Source organism: Micromonospora sp. NPDC002411 (assembly GCF_053592955.1).
In genome coordinates this window covers 1-11,333 of sequence record NZ_JBSFBM010000224.1, presented here as the reverse complement: position 1 = coordinate 11,333, position 11,333 = coordinate 1, and the positions used below count along the sequence as shown (strand labels likewise).

Sequence of the window (11,333 nt, the reverse complement as noted above, 5' to 3'; positions counted from 1 at the left end):
CAGGTGCCGGGCAAGGAACCGTGGGCAGCCGTGGACCGGCACGCCGACGGCTGACCTCCGGCGCGGGCAGTCGGGTCAGCCGGCCAGCGAGGTGGCGGCGTGGCGCGCGGCCCGCTCCTTGGCGGCCTGTATCAACGGCCCCTCGAGGTAGCGACGGGGCACGGCGGCGAACCCGAGGCGCAGGGCCCGCACCGTCAGATCCGCCGACAGTGACGTGGTGGGCAGACCGAGCCCGCCGTACATCCGGCGCGCCCACGCCGGGAGCAGTCCGAACGCGGTGCCGGCGATCCCCAGGTACGCCCAGCGCGGCGGGCCGAGGGTGAGGCCCAACCGGGCCGGCAGGCTGAGCTTCCACGGCAACGGCGGAGCGGTCAGGAAGACCGCCGTCTCGGCAGCCTCACGGGTCATCCGCAGCTCCGGCCGTACGGCTCGGTAGTACTCCGCGACCTCGTTCGCGGTGCCGGGCACGGTGGCCGGGTCCAGGCCGACCAGAGCGGCGGACCGGCGTTGCTCCGTGTAGTAGCCGTCCACCTCGTCGTCGGTCAGCGGCAGCCCGGCCCGCCGGGCCGTGCTGAGGAACGACTCGACCTCGGTGACGTGCACCCAGCGCAGCAGGTCCGGTTCGTCGATCCGGAACGACTCCCCGGTCACCGGGTCGGTGGCCCGCAGTCGGTCGTGCAGTCGGCGCAGCCGCGCACCGGCCGCCTCCGCCTCGGCGGTGGTCCCGTAGACGGTGGTCGCCACGTAGGTGGCGGTGCGGACCAGACGGCCCCAGGCGTCGGTGCGGTAGTTGCTGTTCTGCGCGACCCCGGCCATCGCGCGGGGATGCAACGCCTGGAGGTAGAGCGAGCGCAGGCCGGCGACGATCAGGATCGGCTCCTCGTGCACCTTCCACGTGACCGAACCCGGACCGAAGAGGCCGAGGTCATCGGAGTCCACCGCCCAAGAGTGCCACGGTCTGCCCGACCTCGCCGGACACGTCAGTCGCTGCCGCCGGATCAGACGTCGGCGGAGCGGCGAGCCCGGCAGTCCGGGCAGAGACCCCAGAAGGTCACCTCCGCCTCGTCCACCTCGAAGCCGTGCGTCACGTTCGGCTCCAGGCACGGCGCACTGCCGACCGCACAGTCGATGTCGGCGATCTCGCCGCAGCCCCGGCAGACCACGTGGTGGTGGTTGTCGCCGACCCGTGCCTCGTAGCGGGCGGGACCACCGGCCGGTTCGATCCGGCGGGACAGTCCGGCCCGGGACAGCGCGCCCAGCACGTCGTAGACCGCCTGCGTGGAGACCGAGTCGAGGCGTTCACGGACCCGCCGGGCGATCTCGTCGACCTCCAGGTGGCCGCCACCGCCGAGCACGTCGAGCACCGCGAGGCGGGGCCGCGTGACACGCAGACCCTTCGATCGCAGCAGCTCCTCGGCACCGGACATTGGCCAATGACAGCACGCGCGACCAGCATCGACAACCGTCGCCGGGTCCGGGTGGCCACCGACACAGCCCCGGGAAGATCGGGACCGCGCCCGAGACGGTGAACCCGATCGTTGAGTTACGCGTGTGTCCGGTCGAGAGCCGGGGGACGACCGGCGGACCGTACGCTGACCACCCCCTGACCGTGATCCACCTGGAGGGTTCGATGTTCGAGGAGATCCTGGGCCTACCGGTACACGTCCTGGTGGTCCACGCGGTCGTCGTGTTCGTACCGCTCTTGGCGGTGCTGGCCATCGCGTACGTGGGTCTGCCCCGGTGGCGACACCGTCTGGACTGGGCCGTGGGTCTCCTCGCCGTGGTCGCACCGGTGACCGCGTTCGTGGCCGTCAAGTCGGGTGAGGTGTTCACCGACGCGCTGGTGGCCCGGGGCTTCCAGGGGCAGATCCTCGACCAGATCTTCGAGCATTCCCGCTACGGCGACATCCTGTTCCGCATCGTGGTACCGCTCGGGATCGTGGCCATCCTGCTGCTGGTGGCGACCAGTGGGCACCCCCGGGTGCCGCAACTGCCGGGGCTGGTGACCCCGGTGCTGGCGGTGGCGACAGTGGCGCTGTCCATCGCCGCACTGGTCTACGTCTACCTGACCGGCCACACCGGCGCAGAGGCGGTCTGGGGCACCACCCTCTGACCTGCGCTGCCCGGAAGTCAGAAGATGATCCGCGAGCAGAGCAGACAGACCAGGAACACCAGCACCACTCCCGCCGCCGCGCCGAAGCCGTAGGTGACCCGCTGCGAGCGCTGCTCCGCCGCATCCAGGCCGGCCATGTCCTGCGGCGGCAGCCGCCGAGGTGGCGCCGGTTGCAGGTGTACGGGTGGACGCCAGCCCGTTGGTGGCGGCACGCTCGGCGGTGGGCCGGCGTACCCGCTCGCGGGTGTGGCTGTGGGCGCGGTGGGAGGCTCGTTCGCCGCCGCGTCGGCGTCGGGCCGTCGCCAGTAGTCGTCCGGGGTGCTGCCACCGCTGGGGGTCGTCACGCCGTCCGACGCTACCAACGCGGGCGCGGCTCGGTCGCCTCTTGCCGGCGCGGCACCGTCGGAGGAGTCTCCCGCGACCGTGCCGACGTGGTCACGGAACCGACCCGCGTCGGCGCGGTGGAGGTGCCCTGTTGCGCTAGTCTTGCCGGTCGTGAGCACCGAGGACCCCGGCGAGCAGGGCGTACGCGGCGACGATGACCGGACCGTCGACCTGAGCGAAGACTTCGTGGTGCTGCCCGAGCAGACCTCCGACGACACCGACCGTGGTTGGGGTGAGCGGTCCGGCGGCAACGACGACTGGCTGCTCGCCGAACGCCCCCCACACTGGGACTGACCCCCCCGCGAGGCAGCGGCTGCTCAGCTGCGGACGACGACGGCGAACCGGGTGCCCTCGGGGAGCCCGACGGCGCGTTGGGCCTGGTCCGGGCGAAGGGCCAGGTAGAGCGCGGTGGACCCGTCGGTCGCGTCGGCACCCAGGACGTCCAGTACCAGAGCTGCCTGTGCGAGCAGCGCAGGTTCAGCGCCCGCCCGGTCGGGCGTCGCGGCGAGCAGATCGACCCGGGTGCCGGGACGAGCCACCGCGAGAGCGGCCGGCTCGGCCAGCCGGATCGGCACCCCGACAGCGCCGCTGGGCAGCGGCAGCGGTCTGACCGAGCCGTCGCCGGTGGCTGTGCCGCCTCCTCCGGTGGGGCCGGCTGACGGTGGCCCGCCGGTGTCGCGTGCGTCGGGACCGGGTGAGCCGCCTCCGTCGACCTGGCCGGCGGAGCCGTCTGTCCGTGCCGAATCAGGGGAGGACGAGGCACTCGGCGGGCAACTGGGCGGGGCGTGCAGGACGGCGGCGGCAAGGCCGAGCAGCGCGGCGACCAGAACGGCCCGGAGCAGGGTGCGCCCGCCGGGCATCATGAGCCGGCGCAGAGGACGCAGCGCCCGCACGGAGTCTGGGTCGCCCATCGCCTCTGTCGCCTCCCGTCCGAGGACGTCGCAGCGACACCCTCGGCGGCAGGCTAGGTCGTTCCCACCGTGGTCCGCCGGCCGTCGGCGGGCACCTGTGGATAACCGGCCGGCCTGTGGACAACGCCCGCCGGTCGGCCAGATGTGCTACGGCCGCAGCCGTGATCGACTCGAAGTCACGGAAGTCGGGCTGTCAGGGTGACCAGGACGGGCCGCCTTCCGTGAACCCGAGTCGATCAAGCCGGGTGGGCGAGGAGTCCGTCGGGATCAGGCCGGGTGGCCGACGGCCCGCCGGGTATCGATCTTCTCTCGGGGCCGCCGGGCCTCAGGAGGCGGAGCTGGCCGCCGGGGCCTTGCCGCCGCTGGACCCCCCCGAGGACGATCCGCCGGAGGACGATCCGCCCGCCGACGACCCCGAGGACGAGGACGACCCGGACGAGGAACCGGACGACGAGGACGAGGACGACCCGGACTTGTCGCCGGACGACGACTCGGACTTCGCCGGCTTGCTGGCCGTGCCGCCGGCCGTCGTCTCGGAGCCGGACGCCCGCGAGTCGGTGCGGTAGAAGCCCGAGCCCTTGAAGACGATTCCGACCGAGTTGAAGACCTTGCGCAGCCGCCCCTGACACGCCGGGCACTCGGTCAGCGGCTCGTCAGAGAAGGACTGCACCGCCTCGAGCTGGTGACCGCACGTGGTGCAGGCGTACTGGTACGTGGGCACGTTCTCCTCCGGATCTGGGCTCAGCCAGTTGGCACTCGACGTATTCGAGTGCCAATGGTGCGTCATTCGCCCCGGGTTCGTCCAGCGGACGTGTGGGGCGCGACACCGTGCGCCGCACCCGGGCCGCCGTCAAGCGTACGCACCCCGTCGGCGGGAGTGACGACCGCGCGGACGAGCCGGTCGTGCGGCTCCGCCGGAAGCGCGTCGACCAGCTCGCCGTCGTGCAGAGGTACCACTGTCAGCGTCGCCTCGGGCACCCGGGCGAGGGCTCTGTCGTAGGAGCCGCCGCCCCGCCCGAGCCGCCGACCGTGGTGGTCGACCGCGAGGGCCGGTACGACCACCAGCTCCGCGTCCGCCACGGCGTCCACCCCGAGGCGGACACCGGTCGGCTCACGGATACCCCGACCGGCGGCGATCACGTCCGCCGGCCCGGTATACGCCGCCCAGTCCAGATCGAGGTCGGCGAGGAGCACCGGCAGCAGCAGCTCGGCGTCGGCTGGCAACGCCGCCCGCAGCACCTCCGGCAGGTCGGCGCCGCCCGGTTCGGAGCCGATCGGCACGTACGCCGTCATCCTGCGCGGGCGCAGTCTGCGTACCAGTGTGACCAGCTCAGCCTGCACGCGCCCGGCGGCGGCGGACCGGGTGGGTTCGGTCAGCGAGCGACGGCGGGCGAGTAGTTCCACGCGGGCGTCCCGCTTCGCCGCACGCGTCACTTCCGCTTCATCAGAAAATTCCGGCACGCAACACTCCTGACGCAACGCCTCTCCCACGGTTGCTCTGTGTCAGCATCGCAAGCAACGGAGGCGGAACTTCCGGGGGGACCGAGTGACGCTACGCGGGCGGTTGACGGCAGCCTTCCTCGTGGTGGTGCTCGGGCCGGTCCTGCTCGGCGCGCTCTTCGTCGCCTCGACGGTCGCAGCCGTGGACCGCAGCCGCTCCACCGAGCGGCTGGCGGTGGCGGCGTCCGCCGTGCGTACCTCGGTCGACGCGCTCTGCCAGCAGCTGCGGGCCACCGCCGACGCGGTGGCCCTCACCGCCGACCCGGCCGTCGCGGCAGCCCAACTGGTCGGCCGTGGCCTGGCTGCCGCTGTATTGATCACCGACGTGACCGGCAAGGTCAGCTACGTGTCGCCCGGCGCTCCGACGGCCCCCTGGCGGGACTGCTCCGGCCCGACCAACGGCGACATCAACGGCCCGACCGGCGGCGAAACCACGGGCCCGGCCAACGGCGGAACGAACGGTCCGCCCAACGGCGAGACCAACGGCTCGGTCAGCCCGTTCCGTGCGCTGGCCGCCCAGGTCGACCTCCGCGACCGCTCCGGAACCTTGCTGGGCACGGTGACCGCCGCGCACCTGGTCGATCCGGCCTTCGTGGCCCGGCTGGCGGCGGTGACCGGGGTGGCGGTCACCCTGCTCGACAGCGGCGCGAGCGCCGCGCGGGTCACCCACACGACCGAGTCCCGCGAGGTACGCGACGCGGTGCTGGCCGCGGCCAGCACCGTCGACGGCGAGCGGGTCACCGAAACCACCGACGGCCGGTACGTGCGGAGGATCGGGCCGTCCGACGCGCAGCCACTGCCCCTGGTGCTCTCCGTTCCCAGCGAGCGGCCGCCCGGGCTGCACGCCACGCTCGTGGGTGTGGTCGTCCTGGCCGCGCTCCTCGCCGTACTGAGCGCCTGGCGGTTGGCCCGGGTCACCACCCGACCGCTCGTCGAGCTGGCCGGCGCGGTCGACCGGGTGGCCCAGGGCGACCTGACCGCCCGGGTGCCGGTCCGCAGCCGCGACGAGCTGGGCCGGCTGGCCGCCGCCTTCAACCGGATGACCCGGGAGACCGGCTCCTACGTCGCGGCGTTGACCAGCAACCGGGACCAGCTCCGCGGGCACCTCGGTGTGCTCGGTGACACGCTGGCCAGCACGCACGACCTGCAACGCATCCTGCGGGTGATCCTGCACAGCGCCATCGGGGCCACCGGCGCGCGCGCCGGCGCCGTGTTGCTGGTGGAGGCGGGCGGGGTGCTCGTCGCACAGTGCACCGAGGGGTTGGACGGACGGTGGCCCGAGGATGACCCGGACGGGCCGTCGACGCTTCGGGTGCCGGTGGGTGTCGGCGTGGTCGGGGCTGTCGCCGCCACCGGGGAACCACAGCGGGGAAGGGTCGAGCCGGCTGAGGCACCGTCGGGTGAGCCGCGCTGCCGTACCTATGTCGCAGTCCCGTTCGCCGCCCCGGGCGGCGCCGCGGCGGCCCCCTCCGCGTCCTCGACGCCGACCGACGACGCCAACGCAGCGGCGGCGGCACTCGGGGTGCTTGCCCTCTACGACCGGCTGGGCGCCGACGAGTTCGACGACGACGACCTGGTCACCCTGCGCACCTTCGCCGGTCACGCGGCGGTGGCCGTGGACAACGTCCGGGTGCACGAGGAGGCGCAGCGGCTCTCGCTCACCGACCCGCTCACCGGGTTGTGGAACTACCGCTACCTGCGCGAGTCGATCCGCCGGGAGGTGGAACGGGCCAGCCGGTTCGGGCGGATGCTGAGCATCCTCGCGCTCGACCTCGACCGGTTCAAGGACGTCAACGACACGTACGGGCACGCGGCCGGGGACACCGTGCTGGCCGAGTTCGCCAGGCGGGTACGCGGCGAGATCCGCGAGGTCGACCTGGCCTTCCGGCAGGGCGGCGAGGAGTTCGTACTGCTGCTGCCGGAGACCGACGCGCGGGGCGCGGCGATCGTGGCCGAGCGACTCGGCGCCGTGGTGCGCGAGACCCCGATCGCCGTCGAGGCGGACGCCGGACCGGTCCTGGTGACCGTGTCGGTGGGCATCGCCGTCTATCCGGACAACGGCAGCACCGGACGCGAGGTGCTGGAGGCCGCCGACGACGCGCTCTACGCCGCGAAGGCGGCCGGCCGCGACACGTACCGGGTGGCCGAGGTACGCCCGGACGTGGCGACCCGGGAGCTACCGGTGCTCGCCGGGGCGGTGACCCCGTCCGACGGGCTGCCGCGCGCCGGCCAGCACGTGCAGGTCAGCCGGGAGCCGGGCGGCTCCGCCCGGTCGGAGTCGGCGGTGTGCGTACCCGAATCGTCGCCGGCCGGCCCGACGCACGCCCGGCCGGACGCGGACGGCGACCCACCGGACAGCGCGGGAGCCGGCCCGGACGCCGCGCGGCCGGGGTCGGGTGGCGGCGCGTCTTCTGGGCCACACCCGCCGCGGCAGAGCCGTGGCCGATAGTCTCGCGGCATGTCGGAGCACTCAGCGAACCCCTCATCGACGGCCGCCGCAACCGGCCGTCCCCTGGCGGTCAAGGCCGTCATCCCGGCCGCCGGACTGGCCACCCGGTTCCTGCCGGCCACGAAGGCGGTGCCCAAGGAGCTGCTGCCGGTGGTGGACCGGCCGGTTCTGCAGTACATCGTCGAGGAGGCCACCCAGGCCGGCATCGGCGACGTGTTGCTGATCACCGGTCGGGGTAAGACGTCGATGGTGGACCACTTCGACCGTCGCCCCGACCTGGAGACCAGGCTGGAGGAGAAGGGCGACTCCGAGCGGCTGGCCGCCGTGCGGGGGCCCAGCGAGCTGGCCGAGATCTACACCGTGCGGCAGCCCGAGCAGCTCGGGCTCGGCCACGCCGTCGGGTACGCCGAGTCGCACGTCGGCGACCAGCCCTTCGCGGTGCTGCTCGGCGACGAGTTCGTCAAGCCGTCGGAGCCTCTGCTGCCGGCGATGCTGGAGCTGCAAGCCCGCACCGGTGGTGTGGTGCTCGCCTTCTTCGAGGTCGACCCGGCCGAGACCAAGCGGTACGGGATCGCCTCCGTCGAACCCGCCGAATCCGAGCTGACCGACATCGGCGAGGTCGTCAAGGTGACCGGGATGGTGGAGAAGCCGCAACCGGAGGACGCACCGAGCAACCTCGCGGTGCTCGGCCGCTACGTGCTCCCCGGCAAGATCTTCGACGCGATCCGGCGGACCAAGCCGGGCAGCGGCGGCGAGATCCAGCTGACCGACGCGATGGAGTTGCTGCGCACCGAGGGCGTCCCGGTGCACGCGATCGTCTACCGGGGCACCCGCTACGACACCGGCATGCCGCTGGGCTACCTCCAGACGGTGGTGCAGATCGCCGCCGAGCGCGACGACCTGGGTGGCGAGTTCCGATCCTGGCTGGCCGACTTCGTCAAGGCCGACGCGGCAGGCGGATCTGGTACATGACCGCGACGGCCGACGCCGAGGCGGCCGCGAACGAGTTGACGCCGCTCGCCGACTACCTGGGCAGCGTGCTGCGCAGGTTACGCGCGCTGCCGCCACTCGACCTCGACCTCACCCAGGCGCACGGCAACGTCCTCGCCGAGGACGTCGTCGCGCCGCACGCCTTCCCGGCCTTCGACCAGGCGGCCGTGGACGGTTACGCCGCCCGCTGGGAGGACATCTCCGGAGGGGGCCGGGGCCCGAGCTACGTCCCGGCCCCCTCCGGCATGCCCGGTGGGCGGACGATCCGGCTCAACGTGGTGGGCGATCTGGGCGCCGCGAGCTGGCGGCCGGTCCGGCTCACCCCGGGTTCGTGCTTCTCGGTGGCCGCCGGGGCGCCGCTGCCGGTCGCCGCGGACGTGGTCGTCCCGGTGGAGTGGACCGACCAGGGCATGGCCGCGGTGGAGATCTTCCGCACCCCCAAGCGGGGGTACGGGGTGCGCCGCGCCGGTGAGGAACTGCCCGCCGGCACCCTGCTCGCCCGCGCCGGCACGTACGTCTCCCCGGCACTGGTCGCGGTCTTCGCGGCCACCGGCATTGGGCACGTGGTCGTCCGGCCCAGCCCTCGGGTGGTCATCGTGGCCACCGGTGACGAACTCGTCGATGTGGGCCGGGGGAGTCAGCCGGGGCAGGTGGTGGACGCGAACTCGCACGCGTTGACCGCCGCCGCGGCCGAGGTGGGCGCCCTGGCGTACCGGGTGGGGATCTGCGACGACGACCCGGAGGGGCTGCGCGGGCTGCTGGAGGACCAGACCCTGCGCGCCGACCTGATCATCACCACCGGGGGCACCGGCACCGGCCCCGGCGACATGGTGCGCCGGATCCTGTCCCGCCGCGAGGGTGGCCGGGCCGGACCGGTCACGTTCACCGACGTGGCGCTCTATCCCGGCACGGCGCTCGGGTTCGGCACGGTCGGCGCCGAGGAGGTGCCGGTGGTCTGCCTGCCCGGCGACCCCGGCGCCGCGTTGATCGGCTTCGAGGTGTTGGCCCGCCCCGCCATCCAACTGCTCGCCGGCGCCGAGCCGGTGTTCCGACCCAGCGTGCGGGCGCACCTGCTGGAGACCGTGTCGTCGCCGGCGGGGCTGCGTGAGTTCCGGCCGGCGCACGTCGCCGAACGCCGTGGCGGCGGTTACACGGTCCAGCCGCTGCGCGGTGGGCCGTTCACCCTCTCCGGGCTGGCCGAGGCGAACGGGCTGCTGGTGCTCGGCGAGCGGGTCACCACGGCCGCCGCCGGATCCACAGTGGACGTCCTGCTGCTGGACCGTCGTCGGTGACGGTCTCCCGGTCGAGCCGCGGGCGATCCACTCGGGAGTCGCGCGGCCGTCGGGTCGTCGCGGTGGGTCCACTTGCGCGCGACACGGTCCCACGCGGGAGACTGTGCGTGTGAGTCTCTTCGGACCCCCGCGGGCACCGGGCTGGCCGGTGGAGTTGGCGGACGGCCCGGTGCTGCTGCGGCCGTACCGGCGCACCGACGCCGCGGCGTGGTCGGAGATCCGGCGGGCCAACCGGGCCTGGCTGGCACCCTGGGAGTCGTCGTTGCCCGGCGCCTGGGACGACATGAACTCGCCGGCCGCGTTCCGTTGGGTGCACCGTGACCAGCGGCGTTCGGCCCGCGAGGGCGAGGGCATGCCGTTCGCTGTGTGTCTGCGCGAGGCCGACCGGGACCGGTTGGTCGGTCACATCAACGTGGGCAGCATCGTTCGGCGCGCTCTCTGCTCCGGCTACGTCGGCTACTGGGTGGACGCTCGGGTCGCCGGGCGAGGGGTGATCCCGACGGCGCTCGCGCTCGCCGTGGACCACGCGTTCGGCCCGGGCGGGCTGCACCGAGTGGAGGTCAACATCCGGCCGGAGAACCGGCCGTCGCGGCGGGTGGTGGAAAAGCTGGGCTTCCGTGAGGAGTCGTACCACGTGCGCTACATGCACATCGACGGCGCTTGGCGGGACCACATCGGATACGCGATGACGAGCGAGGAGATCGCCGCCGAGGGTGGCCTGCTGGCCCGCTGGCAGCGGGTACGCGCTAACGCGCGGTGAGCCGTCCCACGGACGGGATCGGCGCGGCGCGGTGGCAACCCGGTCGACGCGCCGTAACCTCAAGTAACTGCAAGCTGCGGCAAGCGCTCCCCGACCGGACGATCCACGTACCCAGGCGGGATCTGTGGAAGATCCTGCGGTCGGAGAGCGGTTGCTTCGAATTCGGTGACGGGAGGGGTGAGGGTGCCGACCTCGGTGCTCCTCGCCGTCCTCGCCGCCGCCGGCCTGCTCGCCCTGGCCCCGGCGCTGGTTCGCCGGTACGACGCCACCGAGCGGTTGGTGGCGGAGCGGGCGCAGTCGACGGCGCGGGTGCTCCAGCGCCGCCGGCGGCGCCGCACTGTGCCGGGACGGCGACCCGTCCACCCCCCGCGCTCACTGGTGGTCACCCTCAGTGAAGACGTGGCTACGGGAACGTTGGCTCCGCCGGTCTCCGCGCCGCCTGTCGCCCGCCGCTCCGGGCGGCTACGCGCCGTGCCGCCAGCGCCGAAGAAGTCGCGCCGTCGCCCGCCGCCTCAACGACAACACACCCCCGCCGTGTACCGGCGGCGTCGGGTGCTCGCCGCCCTGCTGCTCCTCAACGTCGTCGAGCTGATAGGCGTGGTGTTCGTCAGCCCCGGCTTCTGGGTCAGCTTCGGGGTCACCTTCCTGCTCCTGGCCGTGTACGTCGTCCACCTCCGCCGCCGGGCCCTGGCCGGCCGTCGCCGTCGCCGCGCCCGGGCCCGGGAAGCCGCCTGGCTCGCCGACCGGCAGGCCGAGGTGCGCCGGGAGCAGGCCCGCCGGGCAGCGGCCCGCCGTGAGGCGCAGCGCCGCCTCGCCGCCCAACGCGAGGGGGTACGCCGCGCGGCGATGGGCCTGGACAGCAGCTGGATCGGCGGCACCCAGACCGAGATCACGCTGAACGTCGAGATCCCGGACTGCCACACGCAGGTCGACC

Annotated in this window: 13 protein-coding genes and 1 pseudogene; 8 read left to right on the top strand and 6 right to left on the bottom strand. The window is 73.5% G+C overall.

Translation table 11 applies throughout. The features are described 5' to 3' along the window. Positions 1 to 75 precede the first annotated feature (75 nt). Positions 76 to 939: an oxygenase MpaB family protein gene (locus tag ACWCO3_RS23785; protein ID WP_355022800.1), complete on the bottom strand. Its 864-nt coding sequence runs from the start codon at positions 937 to 939 to the stop codon at positions 76 to 78. Positions 940 to 998: 59 nt separating this feature from the next. Beyond that, entirely contained in the window at positions 999 to 1,427 is a 429-nt protein-coding gene (locus tag ACWCO3_RS23780; RefSeq protein ID WP_145786196.1) for a Fur family transcriptional regulator, read from the bottom strand. Between the two features lie 203 nt (positions 1,428 to 1,630). Between ACWCO3_RS23780 and ACWCO3_RS23775 the strand changes: the two genes are divergently transcribed. Further along, positions 1,631 to 2,113 carry a DUF2231 domain-containing protein gene (locus tag ACWCO3_RS23775; protein ID WP_354877206.1) on the top strand — a complete coding sequence of 161 codons (483 nt, stop codon included), beginning with the start codon at positions 1,631 to 1,633 and terminating at the stop codon, positions 2,111 to 2,113. A 17-nt stretch (positions 2,114 to 2,130) separates the two neighbouring features. Here ACWCO3_RS23775 and ACWCO3_RS23770 read toward each other — a convergent pair whose 3' ends face one another. Next, positions 2,131 to 2,457 carry a hypothetical protein gene (locus ACWCO3_RS23770; protein ID WP_145786197.1) on the bottom strand — a complete coding sequence of 109 codons (327 nt, stop codon included), beginning with the start codon at positions 2,455 to 2,457 and terminating at the stop codon, positions 2,131 to 2,133. Between the two features lie 151 nt (positions 2,458 to 2,608). Here ACWCO3_RS23770 and ACWCO3_RS23765 point away from each other — a divergent pair, with 151 nt between their 5' ends. Beyond that, on the top strand, positions 2,609 to 2,791 hold the full coding sequence (locus ACWCO3_RS23765) for a hypothetical protein (RefSeq protein ID WP_145786198.1): 183 nt from the start codon (positions 2,609 to 2,611) through the stop codon (positions 2,789 to 2,791). Positions 2,792 to 2,814: 23 nt separating this feature from the next. Here the strand turns inward: ACWCO3_RS23765 and ACWCO3_RS23760 are convergent, their stop codons facing one another. After that, the gene (locus ACWCO3_RS23760) at positions 2,815 to 3,408 is read right to left on the bottom strand and encodes a flagellar biosynthesis protein FlgA (protein ID WP_358161961.1); all 594 of its coding nucleotides are present in this window, start codon (positions 3,406 to 3,408) and stop codon (positions 2,815 to 2,817) included. Positions 3,409 to 3,761: 353 nt separating this feature from the next. Between ACWCO3_RS23760 and ACWCO3_RS23755 the strand changes: the two genes are divergently transcribed. Beyond that, the gene (locus ACWCO3_RS23755) at positions 3,762 to 3,974 is read left to right on the top strand and encodes a hypothetical protein (protein WP_358162584.1); all 213 of its coding nucleotides are present in this window, start codon (positions 3,762 to 3,764) and stop codon (positions 3,972 to 3,974) included. 14 nt (positions 3,975 to 3,988) lie between these two features. Here ACWCO3_RS23755 and ACWCO3_RS23750 read toward each other — a convergent pair. After that, positions 3,989 to 4,195 (bottom strand): annotated as a pseudogene (locus tag ACWCO3_RS23750) (FmdB family zinc ribbon protein); the annotation flags it as partial. Beyond that, positions 4,192 to 4,869: a 5-formyltetrahydrofolate cyclo-ligase gene (locus ACWCO3_RS23745; protein ID WP_450012099.1), complete on the bottom strand. Its 678-nt coding sequence runs from the start codon at positions 4,867 to 4,869 to the stop codon at positions 4,192 to 4,194. The pseudogene ACWCO3_RS23750 and the gene ACWCO3_RS23745, both read right to left, overlap by 4 nt. An 85-nt stretch (positions 4,870 to 4,954) precedes the next feature. On the opposite strand from ACWCO3_RS23745, the gene ACWCO3_RS23740 reads away from it, so the two are divergent. From ACWCO3_RS23740 to sepX, 5 genes are all read left to right on the top strand, one after another. Next, complete coding sequence (locus ACWCO3_RS23740; RefSeq protein WP_450012097.1) at positions 4,955 to 7,357, top strand: diguanylate cyclase; 2,403 nt, start codon at positions 4,955 to 4,957, stop codon at positions 7,355 to 7,357. Between the two features lie 9 nt (positions 7,358 to 7,366). Beyond that, positions 7,367 to 8,329 carry a UTP--glucose-1-phosphate uridylyltransferase gene (locus ACWCO3_RS23735; protein ID WP_357930938.1) on the top strand — a complete coding sequence of 321 codons (963 nt, stop codon included), beginning with the start codon at positions 7,367 to 7,369 and terminating at the stop codon, positions 8,327 to 8,329. Continuing rightward, positions 8,326 to 9,639 (top strand): molybdopterin molybdotransferase MoeA, encoded by a 1,314-nt coding sequence (locus ACWCO3_RS23730; RefSeq protein ID WP_145786202.1) that lies wholly within the window; start codon positions 8,326 to 8,328, stop codon positions 9,637 to 9,639. Before ACWCO3_RS23735 ends, ACWCO3_RS23730 begins: the two co-directional genes overlap by 4 nt. A gap of 109 nt (positions 9,640 to 9,748) precedes the next feature. Beyond that, positions 9,749 to 10,399, top strand: coding sequence for a GNAT family N-acetyltransferase (locus ACWCO3_RS23725; protein ID WP_358161957.1), 651 nt, complete (start codon positions 9,749 to 9,751; stop codon positions 10,397 to 10,399). A 177-nt stretch (positions 10,400 to 10,576) separates the two neighbouring features. Continuing rightward, positions 10,577 to 11,333, top strand: a 757-nt coding sequence (gene sepX / locus ACWCO3_RS23720; RefSeq protein ID WP_450012094.1) for a divisome protein SepX/GlpR, incomplete at its 3' end; no start/stop codon positions are given.

What these genes read in the sequence shown, in the direction of transcription:
- ACWCO3_RS23735 (WP_357930938.1), top strand. Translation starts at nt 7,367, where the DNA reads ATGTCGGAGCACTCAGCGAACCCCTCATCGACGGCCGCCGCAACCGGC.
- ACWCO3_RS23775 (WP_354877206.1), top strand. Translation starts at nt 1,631, where the DNA reads ATGTTCGAGGAGATCCTGGGCCTACCGGTACACGTCCTGGTGGTCCAC.
- ACWCO3_RS23780 (WP_145786196.1), bottom strand. Translation starts at nt 1,427, where the DNA reads ATGTCCGGTGCCGAGGAGCTGCTGCGATCGAAGGGTCTGCGTGTCACG.
- ACWCO3_RS23760 (WP_358161961.1), bottom strand. Translation starts at nt 3,408, where the DNA reads ATGGGCGACCCAGACTCCGTGCGGGCGCTGCGTCCTCTGCGCCGGCTC.
- ACWCO3_RS23730 (WP_145786202.1), top strand. Translation starts at nt 8,326, where the DNA reads ATGACCGCGACGGCCGACGCCGAGGCGGCCGCGAACGAGTTGACGCCG.